This is a genomic window from Desertihabitans aurantiacus, from assembly GCF_003344635.1.
GTDB lineage: Bacteria > Actinomycetota > Actinomycetes > Propionibacteriales > Propionibacteriaceae > Desertihabitans > Desertihabitans aurantiacus.
In genome coordinates this window covers 1-19,482 of the sequence record NZ_QPKK01000004.1, presented here as the reverse complement: position 1 = coordinate 19,482, position 19,482 = coordinate 1, and the positions used below count along the sequence as shown (strand labels likewise).

20 protein-coding genes and 1 pseudogene are annotated in these 19,482 nt (G+C 73.5%); 12 read left to right on the top strand and 9 right to left on the bottom strand.

Translation table 11 applies throughout. The annotated features are described in order from the left end of the window. Positions 1 to 172: 172 nt before the first annotated feature. Together DVA66_RS01025 and DVA66_RS01020 are read left to right on the top strand one after the other, a co-directional pair. A complete protein-coding gene (locus DVA66_RS01025) occupies positions 173 to 1,051 on the top strand; it encodes a ParA family protein (protein ID WP_114558353.1) in 879 nt (292 codons plus the stop codon). Further along, on the top strand, positions 1,051 to 1,986 hold the full coding sequence (locus tag DVA66_RS01020) for a ParB/RepB/Spo0J family partition protein (protein ID WP_114558352.1): 936 nt from the start codon (positions 1,051 to 1,053) through the stop codon (positions 1,984 to 1,986). The genes DVA66_RS01025 and DVA66_RS01020 overlap by 1 nt, the downstream gene beginning before the upstream one ends. A gap of 36 nt (positions 1,987 to 2,022) precedes the next feature. Here DVA66_RS01020 and DVA66_RS01015 read toward each other — a convergent pair. Further along, positions 2,023 to 2,400 (bottom strand): annotated as a pseudogene (locus DVA66_RS01015) (DUF3817 domain-containing protein); the annotation flags it as partial. A gap of 97 nt (positions 2,401 to 2,497) precedes the next feature. After that, the gene (locus DVA66_RS01010) at positions 2,498 to 3,421 is read right to left on the bottom strand and encodes an N-acetylglucosamine kinase (RefSeq protein WP_114558351.1); all 924 of its coding nucleotides are present in this window, start codon (positions 3,419 to 3,421) and stop codon (positions 2,498 to 2,500) included. Between the two features lie 43 nt (positions 3,422 to 3,464). Here DVA66_RS01010 and DVA66_RS01005 point away from each other — a divergent pair, with 43 nt between their 5' ends. The 3 genes from DVA66_RS01005 (at position 3,465) to DVA66_RS00995 (ending at position 7,052) form a co-directional block, all read left to right on the top strand. Then, positions 3,465 to 5,012, top strand: a complete 1,548-nt coding sequence (locus tag DVA66_RS01005; protein ID WP_114558350.1) for a glycoside hydrolase family 3 N-terminal domain-containing protein — start codon at positions 3,465 to 3,467, stop codon at positions 5,010 to 5,012. Further along, positions 5,009 to 5,965: an N-acetylmuramic acid 6-phosphate etherase gene (locus tag DVA66_RS01000; protein ID WP_114558349.1), complete on the top strand. Its 957-nt coding sequence runs from the start codon at positions 5,009 to 5,011 to the stop codon at positions 5,963 to 5,965. The genes DVA66_RS01005 and DVA66_RS01000 overlap by 4 nt, the downstream gene beginning before the upstream one ends. 148 nt (positions 5,966 to 6,113) lie before the next feature. Continuing rightward, on the top strand, positions 6,114 to 7,052 hold the full coding sequence (locus tag DVA66_RS00995; protein ID WP_114558348.1) for a phosphotransferase enzyme family protein: 939 nt from the start codon (positions 6,114 to 6,116) through the stop codon (positions 7,050 to 7,052). 15 nt (positions 7,053 to 7,067) lie between these two features. Here the strand turns inward: DVA66_RS00995 and DVA66_RS00990 are convergent, their stop codons facing one another. From DVA66_RS00990 to DVA66_RS00980, 3 genes are all read right to left on the bottom strand, one after another. Next, positions 7,068 to 7,802 (bottom strand): SURF1 family protein, encoded by a 735-nt coding sequence (locus DVA66_RS00990; RefSeq protein WP_157973757.1) that lies wholly within the window; start codon positions 7,800 to 7,802, stop codon positions 7,068 to 7,070. 17 nt (positions 7,803 to 7,819) lie between these two features. Further along, positions 7,820 to 8,770, bottom strand: a complete 951-nt coding sequence (locus DVA66_RS00985) for a D-alanine--D-alanine ligase family protein (RefSeq protein WP_114558346.1) — start codon at positions 8,768 to 8,770, stop codon at positions 7,820 to 7,822. A gap of 178 nt (positions 8,771 to 8,948) precedes the next feature. Then, complete coding sequence (locus DVA66_RS00980) at positions 8,949 to 10,286, bottom strand: aminotransferase-like domain-containing protein (RefSeq protein ID WP_114558345.1); 1,338 nt, start codon at positions 10,284 to 10,286, stop codon at positions 8,949 to 8,951. A gap of 67 nt (positions 10,287 to 10,353) precedes the next feature. Between DVA66_RS00980 and DVA66_RS20710 the strand changes: the two genes are divergently transcribed. Together DVA66_RS20710 and DVA66_RS00975 are read left to right on the top strand one after the other, a co-directional pair. Then, positions 10,354 to 10,566: a hypothetical protein gene (locus DVA66_RS20710; RefSeq protein ID WP_157973756.1), complete on the top strand. Its 213-nt coding sequence runs from the start codon at positions 10,354 to 10,356 to the stop codon at positions 10,564 to 10,566. Continuing rightward, positions 10,563 to 11,198, top strand: a complete 636-nt coding sequence (locus tag DVA66_RS00975) for a hypothetical protein (protein ID WP_114558344.1) — start codon at positions 10,563 to 10,565, stop codon at positions 11,196 to 11,198. The genes DVA66_RS20710 and DVA66_RS00975 overlap by 4 nt, the downstream gene beginning before the upstream one ends. 34 nt (positions 11,199 to 11,232) lie before the next feature. On the opposite strand, the gene DVA66_RS00970 is transcribed toward DVA66_RS00975, so the two are convergent. The 4 genes from DVA66_RS00970 to DVA66_RS00955 form a co-directional block, all read right to left on the bottom strand. After that, the gene (locus tag DVA66_RS00970; RefSeq protein ID WP_114558343.1) at positions 11,233 to 11,847 is read right to left on the bottom strand and encodes a hypothetical protein; all 615 of its coding nucleotides are present in this window, start codon (positions 11,845 to 11,847) and stop codon (positions 11,233 to 11,235) included. 12 nt (positions 11,848 to 11,859) lie between these two features. Beyond that, positions 11,860 to 12,183: a thioredoxin family protein gene (locus DVA66_RS00965; protein WP_114558342.1), complete on the bottom strand. Its 324-nt coding sequence runs from the start codon at positions 12,181 to 12,183 to the stop codon at positions 11,860 to 11,862. A 46-nt stretch (positions 12,184 to 12,229) separates the two neighbouring features. Beyond that, the gene (gene trxB / locus DVA66_RS00960) at positions 12,230 to 13,240 is read right to left on the bottom strand and encodes a thioredoxin-disulfide reductase (protein WP_114558341.1); all 1,011 of its coding nucleotides are present in this window, start codon (positions 13,238 to 13,240) and stop codon (positions 12,230 to 12,232) included. Between the two features lie 105 nt (positions 13,241 to 13,345). Beyond that, complete coding sequence (locus DVA66_RS00955) at positions 13,346 to 13,981, bottom strand: TetR/AcrR family transcriptional regulator (protein WP_114558340.1); 636 nt, start codon at positions 13,979 to 13,981, stop codon at positions 13,346 to 13,348. Between the two features lie 119 nt (positions 13,982 to 14,100). Here DVA66_RS00955 and DVA66_RS00950 point away from each other — a divergent pair, with 119 nt between their 5' ends. From DVA66_RS00950 to DVA66_RS00930, 5 genes are all read left to right on the top strand, one after another. Beyond that, positions 14,101 to 14,880, top strand: coding sequence for a glucose 1-dehydrogenase (locus DVA66_RS00950; protein ID WP_114558339.1), 780 nt, complete (start codon positions 14,101 to 14,103; stop codon positions 14,878 to 14,880). Then, positions 14,877 to 15,353 carry a nitroreductase/quinone reductase family protein gene (locus tag DVA66_RS00945; protein WP_114558338.1) on the top strand — a complete coding sequence of 159 codons (477 nt, stop codon included), beginning with the start codon at positions 14,877 to 14,879 and terminating at the stop codon, positions 15,351 to 15,353. Before DVA66_RS00950 ends, DVA66_RS00945 begins: the two co-directional genes overlap by 4 nt. A 130-nt stretch (positions 15,354 to 15,483) precedes the next feature. Beyond that, positions 15,484 to 17,739 (top strand): esterase-like activity of phytase family protein, encoded by a 2,256-nt coding sequence (locus DVA66_RS00940; protein WP_114558337.1) that lies wholly within the window; start codon positions 15,484 to 15,486, stop codon positions 17,737 to 17,739. Between the two features lie 47 nt (positions 17,740 to 17,786). Continuing rightward, the gene (locus DVA66_RS00935) at positions 17,787 to 19,097 is read left to right on the top strand and encodes a cation:proton antiporter (RefSeq protein WP_114558336.1); all 1,311 of its coding nucleotides are present in this window, start codon (positions 17,787 to 17,789) and stop codon (positions 19,095 to 19,097) included. Continuing rightward, on the top strand, positions 19,094 to 19,482 hold a 389-nt coding region (locus DVA66_RS00930), incomplete at its 3' end, for a maleylpyruvate isomerase N-terminal domain-containing protein (RefSeq protein WP_198671372.1). The genes DVA66_RS00935 and DVA66_RS00930, both read left to right, overlap by 4 nt.

Sequence of the window (19,482 nt, the reverse complement as noted above, 5' to 3'; positions counted from 1 at the left end):
CACGTGAAACGCATCGAGGGTCTCGTGTGGACAGGTCGGTCGCGGCCGAGCGACCGACGGACGGGTCGGCGTATGGTGTCCCGGTGCCGGGCCGCCGTGATGGAGGGCTCCAGCACATGGTCGACGAGTCGAGGTGCGAGGAGATGCGCTGGTGGGTGTGCCACGCCGGGCGATGATCGATGACGAGGAGGCCGGACCCGCGCCCGAGGCGGAGGCGGAGGCGCCCTCGTCGCCGACGTCGCTCCCCCAGCTCCCGCGGCCCCGGTCGACCAGGACGTTCGTGGTCGCGAACCAGAAGGGTGGCGTCGGGAAGACCACGACCACGGTGAACCTCGCAGCGGCCCTGGCGCTCGGTGGGCTGCGGGTGCTGGTGGTCGACCTTGATCCTCAGGGCAACGCGTCCACTGCCCTGGGCGTGGACCACCATGCCGGGGTGGCTGGGACGTACGAGGTGCTGCTCGAGGGTGACCGGGTGGAGGAGCACGTGGTGCTCTCCCCCGAGGCCCCGAACCTGCACGTCCTCCCGGCGACGATCGACCTCGCGGGCGCAGAGATCGAGCTCGTGTCCGTTGTTGCACGTGAAACACGGCTCAAGAGGGCCCTCGCCGCCTACCGCGAGACCCACGCCCTCGACTACGTGCTGCTCGACTGCCCGCCCTCGCTCGGGTTGCTCACCCTGAACGCCCTGGTGGCGGCCGACGAGATCCTCATCCCCATCCAGTGCGAGTACTACGCGCTGGAGGGGGTGTCCCAGCTGATGCGCACCATCGACATGGTCAAGGGCCAGCTCAATGACGACCTGGAGCTGAGCACCATCGTGCTGACGATGTTCGACGGGCGCACCCGGTTGGCCAGCCAGGTCGCCGAGGAGGTACGCGGTCACTTCCGGACCCAGACGCTCCCCACGGTCATCCCCCGCTCGGTGCGGATCGCCGAGGCACCCAGCTACGGGCAGACGGTGCTGTCGTACCAGCCGGGCTCGGTGGGCGCGATCGCCTACGTCAATGCGGCCAAGGACATCGCCCAGCGGGGCGTCGAAGGAGGGCACTGATGGCGAAGACACAGCGGCGCGCGCTCGGCCGGGGTCTGGGCGAGCTGTTCCAGAGCACCGACACCGCCGATCCGTCCCGCGGGGGTGAGGACCGCGCCGAGTCCCCCGCCCGCCCCGAGCTGGTGGATGTACCGGAGGGCTCCTCCTTCCAAGAGCTGCCGGTCTCGGCGATCACGCCGAACCCCCGCCAGCCGCGCACCGACTTCGACCAGGACGCCCTGGCCGAGCTGGTCGGCTCCATCAAGGAGATCGGCCTGCTGCAGCCGGTCGTGGTCCGTCCCGTCGCCGCTGGCCGGTATGAGCTGGTGATGGGTGAGCGGCGCTGGCGGGCCACCCAGGAGGCGGGCCTCGACACCATCCCCGCGATCATCCGGCCCACCGAGGACCACGACCTGCTCCGGGACGCGCTGCTGGAGAACCTGCACCGCGCCCAGCTCAACCCGCTCGAGGAGGCTGCGGCCTACCAGCAGATGCTCGACGACTTCGGCTGCACGCAGGAGGAGCTGTCCCGCCGCATCCACCGGTCCCGTCCGCAGATCTCCAACACCATCCGCCTGATGCGGCTCCCGGCCAGCGTGCAGCGGCGGGTCGCGGCTGGCGTGCTCAGCGCCGGCCACGCCCGGGCGATCCTCGGCCTGGGTGATCCGGCTGCCCAGGAGCGCCTCGCGCAGCGGATCGTCGCCGAGGGGATGTCGGTCCGCTCGGCGGAGGAGGCAGCCGCCCTCGGGGAGGACGCGCCCGGTGGGAGCGCTCGTCGTCCTCGCCGCCCTCGAGAGCTGCCTGCGGGGGCTCAGGAGGTGGCTGAGGAGCTGACCGACCGGCTGGACACCCGCGTCCGGGTGGAGGGCAGCGCCCGTCGCGGACGCATCGTCATCGACTTCGCCTCGGCGGAGGACCTCCAGAGGGTCGCCGGGATCCTCGGCGTGCGTATCTAAGTCGACAAAACGACTAGTCGCCCTGACGACGAGGGGTCATCGAGGTGGCCGCTCGGCGTCGACGGGCTGGCCGCTGGGTGCGGGGCGGTCGGTGTCCGCCTGCGCGAGACGCCGCTGGACGTCCTTGGTGGCCGAGCGCTCGGCGACGAAGGAGAGGAATGGCACGGTGCCGGCCAGGGCGATCAGGAGCAGCCGACGCCACGGCCACGTGACCCGACGTCCGAGGTCGAAGGCGGTGATGAGCAGCACCATGTACAACCATCCGTGCGGCACACCCGTCCAGGTCACCACGGTGTCGTCCCCGCCGAGGTACTTCAGCGGCAGCCCGACGCAGACCAGGACGACCAGCAGGATGCCGACCACCCAGGCCATCACCCGGTACCTGAGCAGGGCACCCCGCACTCCCTGGACGTCCACCGCGATCTCCCCTCTCCGGTCTGAGCTGACCCTGGGAGCCTAGTCGAGCCGACTAACGGCCAATAAATCGTTGTGTCGACAAAGAGTCTTAAGCCTACCTCGCTAGATCCGGTCTCCAACCGGCGAGCTCGGCTGCCAGCCGCAGAGCGCCGAGGACCGGCCGCTCGCCGAGGTGCACGCGGTGGCCGAGCGACCGGAGCGCCTGCGTCACCGGCTGCCGGACGGCGTCCACACCGGTGAGCACCCCGCCGACCAGGACGACATCGGCCGGACCGGTGCTGACCACCGCGCAGGTGCCGAGCAGCGCCTCGGCCGCCTCGGCCAGGATCGTCGCGGCGAGGGCGTCCCCGGCGTCGGCGGTGGCGACCACCGCCGGCACCAGCGCGGCGACCTGGCCGGCGGTGAGGGGGGCGACGGTGCGGATCCAGTCCTGACGGAGGTCGCCCGACAGCTCCTGCACCCCGAGCGCGGTGCCGATGCGCTGCACCAGCGCGGTGGGAGCGCCTCGGCCGTCCAGTGCGGCGGCGGCCGCCCGCAGCGCACGGGAGCCGATCCACCAGCCCGAGCCCTCGTCGCCGAGCCGCCAGCCCATCCCGTCGCAGCGGGCCTCCAGCCGGCGTCCGGCATAGCGGGCCGCGACCGCCCCGGTCCCGCTCAGCAGCAGCAGGCCGTCGTCGCCGGGCGCTCCGCCGAGGAAGGCGATGTCGAGATCGGTGACCACGGCGTGGGGGGCGCCGATGCCCAGCGCGGCCAGGTCGTCGGCAACCCGCTTCCGCACGGTGTCCCCGGCGGCGGCCGCCGCTCCGGCGACCCCGGCGACCACCGCGGCCACCTGTGCCGTCGGGACGTCACCCAGGGCGCCCGCGACCGCCTCGCGGAAGTGTCGCGAGACCTCCGTGCCAGCACTGCGGTGGTTGCCGCCGCCGGTGCGCCGTTCCCCGACGACGGTCCCGTCGGCCGTCACCGCCAACGCGCGCGTCGACGACCCGCCGGCGTCCACCCCCACCACGACTCTCATCGACAGCGAACGCTACCCCGAGAGGTCCAGACCATGTGGTTGCATGGCCCTCGTGCCCGGGACCAGCGACGACGGACCTCCAGACGCCACCCGCGCCGGTCTGCGCCGCCTGCTGGCCAGCTTTCCCGGCACGACCGTGCCCGCGTGGGTGCGCCAGGCTCTCCTCGACGGGGTCGGCGGTGTCGTCCTCTTCGGTGAGAACACCCCCGACCTGATCACCACCCGCCGGCTCTGCGACGAGCTGCACGCCATCGCCCCCGACGTGTTGATCATGGTCGACGAGGAGGGCGGGGACGTCTCGCGCCTGGAGGCGGTCACGGGGTCGTCGATCCTCGGCAACGCCGCCCTGGGGGTCCTCGACGACGTCGCCACCACCGAGCGCATCGGCCGAGCGCTGGGCGCGTTGCTGCACGCGGTCGGCATCGACGTCGACCTGGCGCCCTGCCTCGACGTCGCCAGCCAGCCGCGCAACCCGGTGATCGGCACCCGCTCGTTCGGCGCCGACGCCGAGCTGGTCGCCCGGCACGGGGACGCCTTCGTCCGGGGCACGGCCGCGGGTGGAGCCGCCGCCTGCGCCAAGCACTACCCGGGCCACGGCGCCACCGAGGTCGACTCCCACGCCGGTCTGCCGGTGCTCGATGTCGGCCTGGCCGAGCTCGGGGCCCGCGACGGGCTGCCGTTCCGGACGGCCGTGGGTGCCGGGCTCGAGGCGGTGATGACCGCCCACGTGGTCGTCCCCGAGCTCGGACCGGACCCGGCCTCCCTGTCGGCGTGGTCGTCGCAGCGGCTCCGGGCCGACGGCTTCGACGGGTTGATCATCACCGACGCGCTGGGGATGCGGGCGGTGGGGGACGACATCGGTCGGGCGGCCGTCGCGGCGGTCGCGGCGGGAGCCGACCTGCTCTGCCTGGACGCCCCGCACGAGCGGGACGCCGAGCTCGCCTTCCGTCAGGCGCTGGACGCCCTGACCGCCGCGTTCGTCGACGGCACCCTCGACCGAGCCGCCACCGCCGAGGCCGACCGCCGCGTCGCCGTCGCCGCGGCAGCCGCCCGCCGACGCAGGGAGCAGCCCCGCGTCGACGTCGACACCGCCCTCACCACGCTGGCCGAGGCCGGACGCGACGCCGCCCGTCGTGCGCTGCGGACCACCGGGCGTCCGGTGCTCACCCCGCCCCTCGCGCTGGTGGACCTGCGGGGGAGGCAGAACCTGGCCGCCGGACGGACCACCTCCGCCTTCCAGATCGCGCTCGACGACGGGCTCCGTCGGCTCGGCCAGCCGCCGGCCCGCCGCGTCGACCCCGCCACGGATGCCCTCGACCACGCCGGCACCGTCCTGGTGCTCACCCGCGAGCCCTACCCGGACGGCGCGGAGGGCCACGCGCTCGCCGCCGTGCTCGAGCGGTCGCCGTCCGCGGTCGTCGTGCACACCGGGCTGCCCGCCGTCGCACCGGACGTCCCGACCCGGGTCGACTGCCACGGGGTCGGGCGGGCCAACGCCGAGGCGGTGGCCGAGCTGCTGCTGCCCCTCCCCGACGAGCCGAGCCGACGAGCGACAGCCACCCCAACCCGCACCCCGAGGAGCGATCGATGACCGCACCGGTCAGCCTGGACGGCATGCCCACCGAGGAGCGCAACCCGCGCTCGCTGCGCCTGGACGAGCTCGAGGTCGACGAGCTGGTCGAGATGATCAGCGCCGAGGACCGCTACGCCCTGGAAGCGGTCGAGCGGGCCCGCCCGCAGGTCGCGGCGCTGGTGCGGCTCGGCGTGGAGAGCCTGGCCGCCGGCGGCACCATCCACTACGTCGGCTCCGGGACCTCGGGACGCCTCGGGGTGCTCGACGCGGTCGAGCTGGTGCCCACCTACAACGTCGGCCCGGAGCTGGTCACCGCGCACCTGGCCGGCGGACCGGGCGCCTTCCTCAAGGCGGTCGAGGGAGCCGAGGACGACGAGCAGGCCGGCCGCGATCTCGCCGCCGGCTTCCGTGCCGATGACCTGGTGGTCGGCCTGGCCGCGAGCGGGCGTACGCCCTACGTGCGCGGTGCGCTGCTCGGCGCGGCCGAGGTCGGCGCGCGGACCGGCATCATCGCCGCCCACCCGCGGGCGCCGCTGGCCGATCTCGCCGACGTCGCGGTGCTGCTGGAGACGGGACCGGAGGTGGTCACCGGGTCGACCCGGATGAAGGCCGCCACCGCCCAGAAGATGGTGATCAACACCTTCTCGACCGCGGTGATGGTGCGCAGCGGACGCACCTACTCCAACCTCATGATCGAGGTGCTGACCACCAACGAGAAGCTGCGGGCCCGCGCGGTCCGGATGCTCGAGCAGGCCAGCGGACGCCCCGAGGACGACTGCCGCGCCGCCCTGACCGAGGCGCTGGGCGTCCACCAGGAGGGCGGCCCGAGCGCGATCAAGATCGCCCTGGTCGCGCTGCTGGCCGGTTCGCCCGTGCCGGCCGCGGCCGAGGCCGCCACCCGGTTCCCCGCCGACCCGGCCCGTGCCGGCGACCCCTCGGGCGTGCGGGCCGCGGTGGCCTCCCTGGGCTGACCGGCGGCTGGGCGCTGCGGTCTGGCCACACCTCCTCCGGCTGATCGGTCGCTGAGCGCCGTCCGGGTTCCGGTCCGGTGCCCAGCGGCTCGATCGCCGTGCGGCCCGGCCCGGCGGCGAGGGCTCTCGGGCCCTCTACGGTGAGGGCGTGCTGCCGCCGGGTTTGTCGATGCTGTGGGAGCCGGTCGAGGCGCAGGACGCGCTGCGGGACCGGTTCGGGTTCGACGACCTCGTGGGCGTCTCGGAGTGGCTCACCGCGGCCCTCCGCGACGGCTGGGCGATCGCGGCCGGCGAGGTGCGCCGGGTCGTCCTCAGCGACCAGAACGCGATTGCGTGGGTGACCACCGACCGGGGCGAGCTCGTGGTGAAGTGGTCGCGGGCCGAGGCGCTGTTCCCGGTGCTGGAGGCGACCACCGCGGTGCTCGGCACCCTGGGCGCCCAGGGCCTGCCGGTGGCGGCACCGTTGCCGGCGGTCGACGGACGGGTCCGGGTGGTACGGGCCGGGCCGCTCGGCCGGCTGTCGCTCACCGTGCTGCCGGAGCTGACCGGGGAGTGGCTGGACGTCACCGACCAGGCGGCGGTGCGGGACGCCGGCGCCTGCCTGGCACGGCTGCACGAGGCGCTGGCCGACTGCTCCGACGACCGGCTGCCCCGGGGCGCGCGGACGTCCGCCTCCGCGACCGGCATCCGGCACTGGCTCGCCGACGAGGGGCACCGGTTGCCGGCCGACGTCGCGCAGCGCCTGGACGAGCTGCTGACCGACCTGCCGGAGCTGGAGGACCGTCCCCAGCCGGTGCACCAGGACTACCGCGCGGCCAACCTCCTGGTCCGGGACAGCCGGGTGGTGGGGGTGCTCGACCTCGACGAGGTGGGGGTCGGCCACCGCGTGCACGACCTGGCGCACGCCTGCGTGTACCTGGCGACCCGGTTCACCGACTGGGGTCCGACGCCGGCATCCGCCCAGCAGCAGCTGCGGGCCGGCTACGAGTCGGTCCGCCCTCTGGGTGGGGCCGAACGGCGCTGGTGGGACGTCCTCGTCCTCTGGCAGGGTCTGCGCGCGTTCCCGTCCGCGACACCCGCGACGTGACCGCGAGCACGGGCCTCAGCCCACGGGCTCCTCGTCCCCGCGGGTGGTGTCCTTGCGGCCGATGTCGCGGGCGATGAGGACGGCCAGCACCAGACCGAATCCGGCGAACACCCACCACTGCAGGGCGTAGCCGCCGTTGCGCAGCTCGCCCTCGCCCTCGGGCAGGGTGACCGCCGCCTGCTCCAGGCCCTGCGCCGCGGCGTGCTCGGCGTCCAGGGTGACGAAACCGTTGACCAGCGGCGGGTCCCAGGACTGGGCCACCTCCGACAGCCGCACCGAGGCCAGCTCGCCCGGCTCCGGTTCCGCACCGTCGACCCGGGCCTCGGAGGCCAGCAGGATCCCGCTCAGCTGCTGCGGCCCGGACGGCGGAGCCGGCGGGTCGGCGATGTCGGGCAGCGCCGCCACGCCGCGGACCACCGGGACGGTGCTGCCGTCGTCCTGCACGAGCGCCGACAGCACCCGGTAGCGCCCCGGCTCCCCGGGCACCGGGATGAGGAACTGCGGCTGCGACGCCGAGAACTCTCCGGCGAAGGTGACGGTGCGGCCGTAGCCGTCCTCGGGCAGCTCCCCGGGCGGGGCCACCTCGCCCAGCGGACGGGCCGGCTCGGCCGCCCGCTGCAGGGCGAACCCCTCCGCCTGCTGGCGGTAGACGTCGAGCTGCCACCAGCCGAGGCGGACCATCGCGCCGGCGATCACCAGCGCCAGCAGCACCACCCCGACCTGCTTGAGCCGCGTCACCAGCACGGGCACGCCGCGAGCCGCACCGGTCACGGGCGGTGGCGGGCGCGGGCCAGCTCGACCAGCTGCAGCAGCACCGGGCCCAGCCCCAGACCGGCCTGCTCCAGCGCGATCGGGACGGTCGAGGTCGGGGTCAGCCCCGGTGCGACGTTGGTCTCCAGGAAGGTCGGACGTCCCTGCTCGTCGACGATGATGTCGGTGCGGCTGAGGTGGGCCAGCCCGAGCGTCTCGTGCACGTCGAGGGCCATCCGGGCGCACGCCTCGGCGGCCTCGGTGCTGATCTCGGCGGGGCAGAGGAAGCGGGTCTCCCCGGCGGTGTAGCGCGCGGCGTAGTCGTAGACACCGGACTCGGGCCGGATCTCCACCGCCGGCAGCGCCTGCGGCCCGTCCGGTCCCTCGACCACGCCGACGGCCACCTCGGTGCCGGTGATGAAGGTCTCCACCACCGCGACCGAGCCGTAGGCGTAGGCGGCGACCATCGCCGAGGACAGCTCACCGGGCTGGTCCACCCGGGTGCAGCCGAGGGCCGAGCCGCTCCGCGACGGCTTGACCATCATCGGGAACCCGATCTGCTCCCCGAGCGCCCGGACCAGCGCGGCGGCGCCGAGCTCGCGGAAGATCTCGTGCGGCAGCGCCACCTGCCGCGGGGTGCGGATACCGGCCTCAGCCACCACCCGGGTGGCGATCGACTTGTCGAAGGCAACCCGGCAGGCCGCGCCGGTGGAGCCGACGTAGGGCACGTCCAGCAGGTCCAGCACCTCACGCAGGGAGCCGTCCTCACCGGCCTCACCGTGCAGCAGCGGAAGCACCACCGAACCGGGATGGGAGCGCAGCGTGCTGATCAGCTGGGGGTCGACGTCGTGCTCGAGCACCTCCACCCCGGCGTCCTGCAGCTGTTCGGCGACCCGGCGCCCGGAGCGCAGGGACACGTCACGTTCGTGGGACAGCCCGCCGGCCAGGACGATCACCGGTGCGTTCACGGCCGGCTCCTCCGCTGCTGGGTGCTCTGGTGCTCGGACACGTCGCTCAGGTCCTTCCTCGTTCGGTGGTGCCCCCTGGGATCGTGTCCGCAGCGGGGCCGCGGGACGCCGTCACGCCGCGACACACCGGCGGTGACGGAGATGCCATCCACGTTCTCGGGGGGCAGGGGTGGGGCGCCTAGCTCTGGTTGGCGCGGGGGCCGCGGGTCAGTGGCGGGGAGGTGGCGGCGTCGCGGGCGTCCAGGCCGAAGGTGTGGTGCAGGTCGAGCTCGCGGTGCAGCACCTCGCCCAGGCGGCGGCAGCCCTCGCGGATCCGGTCCGGCGGCGGGTAGCAGTAGGAGACCCGCATGTGACGGGCGCCGAAGCCGTCGGCGAAGAACGCCGAGCCGGGTACGTAGGCCACCCGGGACGTGATCGCCCGCGGCAGCATCGCCTGCGAGTCCAGCCCCTCGGGCAGGGTGAGCCAGACGAAGAAGCCGCCGTCAGGACGGGTCCAGGTGGTGCCGGCCGGCATGAACTCGGCGAGCCCGTCGAGCATGGCGTCGCGGCGGGTGCGGTACATGTCGCGGAAGCTGACCACCTGCCCCTGCCAGTCGCAGGTGGTGAGGTAGGTGGTGACGGCGAACTGGCTGAACGTCGGCGGGCAGAGGGTGGCCGACTCCTGGGCCAGCACCAGCTTCTCCCGCACCGCGTGCGGGGCCAGCACCCAGCCGACCCGCATGCCGGGGGAGAAGGTCTTGGAGAAGCTGCCCAGGTAGAGCACGTTGTCGGCGTCCAGGCTGCGCATCGCCGGGATCGGCTCGCCGGAGAAGCTGAGCAACCCGTACGGGTTGTCCTCGACCACCATCAGCTCGTGGTCGCGGGCCACCGCGAGGATCTCCTGCCGGCGCTCCAGCGGCTGGGTGACGCCGGCCGGGTTCTGGAAGTTGGGGATCGTGTAGAGGAACTTCACCCGGCGTCCGGCCGCCTGCAGCGCCACCAGCGCCTCGCGCAGGGCCTCGGGCTGCAGCCCGTGCTCGTCCATCGCCACGTGCACGACGTCGGTCTGGTAGGAGCGGAAGGTGCCCAGCGCACCCACGTAGGACGGCGCCTCGGCCAGCACCACGTCGCCCGGGTCGCAGAAGATCCGGGTGACGAGGTCGAGGCCCTGCTGGGAGCCGACGGTGACGGTGACGTCGTCGCGGTGGGCGTGGATGCCCTCCAGCCGCATCACCTCGGTGATCGCCTCGCGCAGCGCGGGCTCGCCCTGGCCGGAGCCGTACTGCATGGCCCTCGGCCCCTCCTTGCCGATCATGGCGGCGAGGTTGTCGGCGATGACGTCGAGGGGGAGGTCGGCGATGTTCGGCATCCCGCCGGCCAGCGAGACGACCTCGGGACGGTTGGCGACCTCGAAGAGCGAGCGCACGGCCGAGGCGGTGGTGCCGTGGGTGCGGGCGGCGTAGCGCCCGGCCCAGGTGTCCAGCCGCGTGTCCTGGCGTGCCCGTGGGCTCTGCTCGGGGAGGCTCACCCCCGCGATGCTACCCGCGGCAGCGGGCCCCGGACGGCACCGCCCGCCGGTGTGGCCGACGACCTACCATGACGACATGACGGCCGAACCAGCGCGGGGAGGGGCGGATGCCCGGGGGCGCGACGACGTGCGGACCGGGGCCCCGGTGTCCGCGGTCACCGTGGCCCGGGCCCACGCCGCGGTACGGCGCTGGCGCTGGGTGGCCATGCTGCTGGCCGGCGTGCTGACCTCGCTGGTCCTCGGCTTCCTGGTCGGGCTGGCCCGGCCGCGGACGGTGTCACGGCCGTGACCCGCGACGGCTCCCGGCGCGGACGGCGGACGCGGGTGCGCCCGCTGCTGCCCCGCGACCTGCCCGACCTGGAGACCTGCGCCGGCTGCCCGAGCACCGACCCGGCCGACGAGCACGTCCGCGCCGCGGTCTCGGCGTGGGGCTGGTGCGGGCTGGCCGTGGTGGACGGGGACCGGATGGGCGCGCACGTGCTGGCCACCCCGGTGACCACCTCGGAGGGGGTGCTCGCCCGGATCACCCGCTTGCACCCGGTCACCGCCACCGACGGCTCGGCCGCACCTGCCACCCGGGACGCCGACGCCGCCCGGCACCCGATCGAGGTGCGGGTGCACGCCCAGCAGCTGGTGGAGACGCTGGCGGCGCGCAGCCTGCGGCGCGGTGTGGTGGCGGTGGAGGCCCACGCGCACCGCTGGGCCGGTCACTGCGGGATGCCGCCGATGGTGTGGCTGGCCGCGCGCGGTTTCGTCGTCACGCAGACCGGGGCCCTGCACCCGTGGATGCGCCTCGACCTCAACCGGACGGTCTCGGAGCAGTCGGGTCTGCGGGAGGCCTGGAGCCGGCTCACCGACCTGGTGCGGACACCCCCGCCGCCGGAGCCGATCGGCCGCCTCACCCACCGCACCGGCGGCTGAGGGGCACCGCCCTGCGCGAGGACGGTCGGCCCGTTCAGACCTCCATCGCGGCGAGCACGCTGTTGGTGTCGTCCATGATGTCGGTGATCGGCTGGGCGGCGATGCCGACGCCGAGCGCCGACACGTTGCCGCGCACCGCGACGCAGACGTCGAAGCCGCTCTCGGCGTCCCGGCCGCACAGCCCGTTCTGCACCGGGCGGACCGCCTCGGCCTGCACCAGCTCCAGCATCCGCGCGGGGTCGCTCACCGGGCGTCCGGCGATGACCACCAGGGACGGCACGGCGTTGCGCTGGTAGGTGGCCGAGACCGTCTCGATGTCGGTGTCGATGGTGTCGGGATCGGAGGTGGCGTTGGGGTCGCGGCTCAGCTCCCCGGCCGCCAGCGGCAGGGCCAGCGGGGGCGGCGGCGGGGTGGGGGAGTCGGTGGGCTGGCCCGAGGCGCCCATCCGCGAGGTGAGGAACGCCGCGACGACCACCCCGGCCAGCACCAGCACGAGGGCCGTGATCCCGATGATCAGCGGCTTCGCCCCCGGACCCGGGGACCGCTCCGGCTGCTCCGCGCCGTCCCCGCCGTCGACCGGGCCGTCGGCGGCCGGGCCGAGGGGCTGCTCGGGGCGTCCGTGCTCGTGGTGGTCGGGCGATGCGGTCAACGCGGCCTCTCCTCACAGGTAGTCGTCGAGCGCCTTGAGCAGCTGCGACTTCGTCTTCGATCCCCGGAACTGCTTGACCAGGGTGCCGCCGACGTAGATCTGCAGGGTCGGCAGCCCGAGCACCTGCTGCTCGGTCGGCGTCACCGGGTTGGCGTTGGTGTCGAGCTTGGTGAAGGTCACCTTGTCACCGTGCTCGGCCGCCAGCTCCTCGATGATCGGGGAGAGCTGGCGGCAGGGCGCGCACCAGTCGGCCCAGTAGTCCACCAGCACCGGCCGCGGCGACTCGAGCACCACCGTGCGGAAGGTGGCGTCGGTGACCTCGACGACGTCGGCCATGCGGGACCTCCTCGGACGGCTGGGCTGGTGGACGGATGGGGTGCGGTCAGGCGTTGGCCAGCTCGGAGACGACCAGCGCCTCGTCGGCGAGCTCGGCCAGGTAGCGCTCGGCGTCCAGGGCCGCGGCGCACCCGCTGCCGGCGGCGGTGATCGCCTGGCGGTAGGTGTGGTCGACCAGGTCGCCACAGGCGAAGACGCCGGTGAGGTTGGTCTTCGTGGTGCCTGGCTGGGTGAGCACGTAGCCCTCGGCGTCCAGGTCGACCTGGCCGACGACGAGCTCGGAGCGCGGGTCGTGGCCGATCGCGATGAACAGGCCCTCGACGTCCAGCGGCCGGGTTTCGCCGGTCACCGTGTCGGTCAGCGTCACCGACTCGAGCTTGCCCTCGCCGTGCACCTGGCTGACCTGGGCGTTCCACGCGAAACGGACCTTCGGGTCGTTCTGCGCCCGGGCGGCCATGATCTTGCTCGCCCGCAGCTCGTCGCGCCGGTGCACCAGGGTGACCGAGCGGGCGAAGCGGGTGAGGAAGGTGGCCTCCTCGACCGCGGAGTCGCCGCCGCCGACGACCGCGATGTCCTTGTCGCGGAAGAAGAACCCGTCACAGGTCGCGCACCAGGACACCCCGTGCCCGGACAGCCGGTCCTCACCGTCCACGCCGAGCTTGCGGTAGCCCGAGCCCATGGCCAGGATCACCGCACGGGCGCGGTAGGTGGTGCCGGAGCTGTCGGTGACGGTCTTGATCGGCGCGGTCAGCTCCATCTCCACGACGTCGTCGGTGACCAGCTCGGCGCCGAACCGCTCGGCCTGGTCGCGCATCTGCTGCATGAGGTCGGGGCCCATGATCCCGGTCGGGAAACCGGGGAAGTTCTCCACCTCGGTGGTGTTCATCAGCGCGCCACCGGCGGTCACCGAACCCTCGAAGACCAGCGGCTGGAGGTCGGCGCGGGCGGCGTAGACCGCGGCGGTGTAGCCGGCCGGACCGGAGCCGACGATGATGACGTCGCGGACCCGTCCGGGGTCGGGCTGCGTCGATCCGGTGTCGATCTGAACAAAGCTCATGCGTCCTGCCTCGTCGGTCGTGCGGGAGCGGCCGGGCGGGGCTACCGGCCCCGGGGCGACCGCCACTGTACTCACAGCGTCTGTGGAACCAGGCGGCCACGACCGCTATTCCGGTGCCGGTCCGGTCGTGGCGTACCGGGCGGCGAAGGTGCGGACGGCCTCGTCGACCACCTGGGCGACGCGTTCGGCGCCCACCTCCCATCCCGGCACCAGGAGGGTCGGCCAGAAGAGGTAGTTGGAGATCATGCCCAGGAACTGGGTGGCTGCGAGGTCCGCGTCCTCGACCCGGACCGTCCCCGCCTCGCGCTCGGCCAGCAGGTAGTCGCGTACGGAGGCGAAGTAGGGCATCTTCCCGTGCGAGAACTGCGCCTCGGCGAGCTCGGGGAACCGCGGCAGCTCGGCGATGACGATCCGGAACAGGTCGGTCATCTGGGCCCGGCCCAGCAGCTCGGCGTAGCGGTGGCCGATGGTGCTGAGCCCGGCGACGACGTCGCCTGCCGGCGGAGGGTCCTCGTCCTCAGCGGTCGACCACGACCCGGTGACCATGGCGTCGAACAGTGCGGCCTTGGTCGGGAACTGCTTGAACAGGGTGGCCCGCGAGACGCCCGAACGCTCCGCGACCCGCGCCAGCGACGTCCGGTCGTAGCCCAGCTCGAGGAAGAGCGAGGTCGCGGCTGTCAGGATCAGCGCACGCTTCTCCTCGGCGATGCGTTGGTGGTAGGTCGACGTGGCTCTCGGCACGGGCCGAGCCTACGAGGTGAGTGGCTTGACTCGCCATCCCGGCCGGCCTAGTGTCGAGGTAGTGAGTCGACCGACTCACCACTGGCCGATGGTCAGCACCCGTCCGGGAGGGACATCAGATGGGCCGATTCGACGACCAGACCGTGCTCGTGACCGGTGGTACCGGAGGCCAGGGGTCGAGCCACGTGCGCGCCTTCCACGCGGAGGGGGCGAACGTGGTGATCGCCGGCACCGACGCCGACCGCGGCGCCGCTCTCGCCGCCGAGCTCGGCGCCCGCGCCCGCTCCACCCACCTCGACGTCACCGACGAGACCGCGTGGTCGGCCGCCGTGGGAGCCGCCGAGGACGCCTTCGGCTCCCTGGACGTGCTCGTCAACAACGCGGGCGTGCAGAACCCCCCGGCCCCGATCGAGAGCACGGAACCCGCCGCGTGGTCGCGCATCCTCGACGTCAACCTCACCGGGACGTTCCTCGGCATCAGGGCCGCGGCCCCCGCCCTGCGCCGCGCGGGAGGAGGAGCGGTCGTCAACATCGCCTCGACCATGGCCCTGGGCGGCACCGCCCACTACGCGCCGTACGTCGCCAGCAAGTGGGCCGTACGGGGCCTCACCCGGACGGCGGCGCTCGAGCTCGGCCGCGACCACATCCGGGTGAACACCATCCACCCCGGCGTGATCTCGACCCCGTTCATCCACGAGCCGGCGACCGGCGCCACCACGGCGATCGCCGACGTCTACTCACCCGAGCCGTTCGCCATCCCCCGGCTGGGGGAGCCGACCGACGTCACCCGGCTCCTGCTGTTCCTCACCTCCTCAGAGGCCTCGTTCATCACCGGGTCGGAGTACGTCGTCGACGGTGGGCTCCTGCTCGGGCCCGCCCTCCAGGGCGAGGCGGCATGACGAGCCCGGGCACGGCCGCAGGGGCGGCCGGTGCTCCGCGCGACGGGTCCCTGGCGCACCTGCCCGACCACATCCGGCGGGCCATCGAGATCACCCCAGCCGCGGGCACCAGCGAACGGATCATCGACATCACGACGGTGGGGCGCCGCACCGGCCGGCCACGCCGCATCGAGATCTTCTTCTACCGCGCCGCGGGCCACACCTACCTCTGCAGCGGCGCCGGCGGGGGCGCCACCGACTGGTGCGCGAACCTCCTCGCGAACCCCGGTTTCACCTTCCACCTCAAGAACGGGGTCCGTGCGGATCTGCCGGCCCGGGCCACACCGGTCACCGACCCGGCCGAACGCCGAGCCGTGCTGGCCGAGATCGTCGCGGACCTCAACCAGCCCCACGACCCCGGCACCATCCGGCCCACCCGGCTCGAGGACTGGGCCGGCAGCCGGCTGATGCGCATCGACTTCCCCGGGTCGTGATCGCGGACCCTCCGGCCGGGTGACCTCGCCGCCGTCACCCACTGTTCACGTCGCTGCCGCACAGATCCGGTGGCCGGCCGGGTCGGGCCGGCGTGGGATGGAGTCGTCCGTCCCCGACCCAGGAGATGTCATGCCCTCCGTCTTCCGCCGCCGCGCCGCGCTGGCGCTGTCACTGGCCGTCACCGCCGGGCTGGTCGCGGGGTTGCCGACCCAGCCCGCCGCGGCCGAGCCGGCCGCCGGCACCGTCGAGGTGACCGGTCCCCGTCTCACCGCCCGCGCCACCCTGGCCTCGGACTACCTGGCCCCCGGCCCGCGGTCGGGTCGCGAGGTCACCCCGGCCAACGGCGTCGAGGGCCCCTTCGACGGGCAGGTCATCCCCGGGTTCTCCGGTGCCGTGGCCGACGACAACGGCACCTTCTGGGCGCTGCCGGACAACGGCTTCGGCACCAAGGCCAACTCCGAGGACTTCCGGCTGCGCATCTACAAGGTGCGCCCCCGCTGGCAGCAGCCCGACGCCTCGGGCGAGCTGACCGGCAGCGGCGCGATCCAGGTGCTCAGCTACATCGAGCTGCGCGACCCCGACCACAAGATCAGCTGGCCGATCGTCAACGAGGACCGCGCCGGCCGCCGCCTCACCGGCGGCGACTTCGACGTCGAGTCGATCCAGCGGATGGCCGACGGCTCGTTCTGGATCGGTGAGGAGTTCGGCCCCTACCTGCTGCACGTGTCCCGCAACGGCAAGGTGCTCTCGGCTCCGGTGTCCTCCCCGGTCGGACGGGCCCCGCAGCACCACGACCTCGGTGGTGAGCAGCCGACCGTCCGCTCCAGCGGCGGGTTCGAGGCGATGGCGGCCTCGCCCGACGGGCGCTACCTGTACCCGATCCTGGAGAACTCGCTGGTCGACGACGCCGACCAGCGCCGCCGCGTGGTCGCGGAGTTCGACACCACCACCGGCGCCTACACCGACCGCCGCTGGGACTACCGGGTCGACACCGACGCCAACCTGGTGGCCGACGCGCAGATGGTCGCACCCGGCAAGCTGATGGTGCTCGAGCGCGACAACTTCGACGGCGAGGCCGCGTTGATCAAGCGCATCTACACCGTCGACCTCGACCAGACCGAGGCCTCGGGCGCGCTCGCCAAGACCCTGCACACCGACCTGCTCGCCATCGACAACCCCGACCTCATCGGCGCGGGTGCGGGCTGGGGCACCGGGGAGACCTACTCCTTCGCCTTCCAGTCCACCGAGACCATCGTGCCGATGCCGGACGGGCAGATCATGCTGGTCAACGACAACAACTACCCCGGCAACGCCGCCCGGGTGCCCGGCACCCCCGACGACACCGAGATGATCATGATCTCTCCCGTCGCCGAGCGCGAGCAGGCCGTCAACGCCGTCCCGGTGATCGCCCACCGCGGTGCCAGCGGCAGCCGTCCCGAGCACACCCTGGCTGCCTACTCGCTGGCCATCCGGCAGTGCGCCGACGTCATCGAGCCCGACGTCGTCCCCACCCGCGACGGCGTCCTGGTGGCCCGGCACGAGAACGAGATCGGCGGCACCACCGACGTCGCCAGCCGGGCCGAGTTCGCCGACCGGCGGACCACGAAGACGATCGACGGCGTGGCGGTGACCGGCTGGTTCACCGAGGACTTCACGCTGGCCGAGCTGCGCACCCTGCGGGCCGAGGAGCGGCTGCCGCAGGTGCGTCCGGAGAACACCCGCTTCGACGGGCTCTACCCGGTGCCCACCCTGACCGAGGTGCTCGACCTGGCCCGGCACTCGCGCACCTGCACCGGGGAGCCGGTCGGGGTGGCGCCGGAGATCAAGCACCCCACCTACTTCGACTCGATCGGGCTGTCGGTGGAGGAGCCGCTGGTGGAGGAGCTGGAGGCGGCGGGTCTCAACGAGGCCGACGCGCCGGTGGTCGTCCAGAGCTTCGAGACGACCAACCTCAAGCAGCTGGCCCGCCGCACCCCGGTTCAGCTGTCCCAGCTGATCAACTGCTCCGGCGCCCCCTACGACCTGGTGGTCGCCGGTGACGACCGGACCTACGCCGACCTGGTCACCCGGGCCGGGCTGCGCGAGATCTCCCGCTACGCCGACAAGGTCGGCTACTGCAAGGACGTGATGATCCCGCGGCAGGCCGACGGCAGCCTGGGTGAGCCCACCTCCGCCATCGCCGACGCCCACCGCTACCGCCTCGACGTGGTCGGGTGGACCTTCCGGGTGGAGAACCAGTTCCTGCCGACCGAGTTCAAGAGCTCGGCCGACCCGAACGCCGACGGCGACCTGGCCGGTGAGATCCAGGTGTTCCTCGACGCCGGGATGGACGAGCTGTTCAGCGACAACCCCGACCTGGCCGTCGCGGCGGTGACCGAGGACTGACCGGCGCGGGAGCGGGTGCGCCGCCGCGTCCTGGGTAGAGCGGCGTCGTGGGTTCGGACGTCACCTTCCTCATCTTCGGCGCGGCGCTGCTCGTCGCGGTGGTGCTGCCGCCTGCCCTGCGCCGGGTGCCGCTGTCCTCGCCGGTGGTGCTGCTCGGCCTCGGGTGCCTGATCGGGCTGCTGCCCGTGGTCGGGGAGGAGCAGTTCTCCCCGCTGGTGCACCGCGACTTCGCCGAGCACCTCACCGAGCTGACGGTGATCGTCGCGCTGATGGGGGTGGGGCTGGCTCTGGACCGCCCGATCAGCCTGCTGCGGCCCGCCAGCTGGCGCGGCTGGTCGGTGACCTGGCGCCTGCTCGGCATCACGATGCCGCTGTGCATCGGGGCGGTGGCGCTGCTCGGCTGGTGGTGGATGGGTCTGACCCTGCCCGCGGCGGTGCTGCTCGGTGCGGTGCTGGCGCCCACCGACCCGGTGCTGGCCAGCGACGTGCAGGTCTCCGGGCCCGGGCAGCCCAGCGAGCGCACCGGTGACATCGACGAGACCGACGAGGTGCGCTTCGGCGTCACCTCCGAGGCGGGGTTGAACGACGGGCTGGCCTTCCCGTTCGTCTACGCCGCGGTGCTGCTGGCCGGTGCTCCCTCGCTGGCCGCCTGGGTCGGCGACGGCGGTCTGGCGAGCTGGGTCGGGTTCCACCTGGTCGGCAAGCTGGTGATCGGGGTGCTGGTCGGTGCGGGCGCGGGCTGGGCGCTGGGTCGGATCGCCTTCCAGTCCTCCCGCTGGTCGCTGCGGGTGGCCGAGCGCGGGCAGCCGCTGCTCGCGATCGCGGCGCTGCTGCTGTGCTACGGGCTCGCCGAGGTGGCGCAGGGCTACGGGTTCGTGGCGGTCTTCGTGGCGGCGGTGATGCTGCGGGCGGTCGACCGGGGGCACGAGTACCACCGCCAGATGCACGGGGTGGTGGAGCGGCTGGAGCAGCTGCTGACCCTGGTGGTGCTGCTGCTGCTCGGCATCACGCTGACCAACGGCCTGCTCAACCACCTCGCCCTCGGCGGAGCGATGGTGGGCCTCGCGCTGGTGCTCGTGGTCCGTCCCGTCTTCGGCTGGGCGGCGCTGCGGATCGCGCCGCGGGGAGAGCGGGTCGGGGGACGCCCGCTGGGTCGCGCGGAGCGGCTGGCCACCGCGTTCTTCGGCATCCGGGGAATAGGGTCGCTGTACTACCTGGCCTACGCGGCGGGGCAGGCGCACTTCCCGCAGCTGCCCGAGCTGTGGTCGGCGGTGGGGTTCACCATCCTGGTCTCGGTGGTGGTGCACGGGGTCGCGGCGACACCCGTGATGTCGCGGATCGGCGTCGAGGAGGCATGACGGTGGAGCTGCTGCGCGAGCAGTGGGAGCGGTTGCGGGGCTGGCTGGACGACGTGGACGTCTCCGCGCGGCGGGAGCGGCCGTCGGGCCTGGACGGGTGGCAGGTGGGCGACCTGGTGGCGCACCTGGGGATCGGTCTGCACATGCTCACCGAGATCCGGCCCGACCCGGACGCGGAGCCGACCAGCTTCGGCCGCTACGTGGCGGCCTACCAGCCGGCGGCCCCTGCCATGGCCGAGGCGACGGTGCGGCTGTCGGCCGAGCTGGGCGACGACCTGCTGGGCGGGGTCGACCGGCTGGCCGCCGAGGCGTTCGCCGTGCTGGACCCCGCGGACCCGACGCGCGGCGGGCTGGCCCCGGTGGTGCTGGGCCGCCGTGGCCCGCT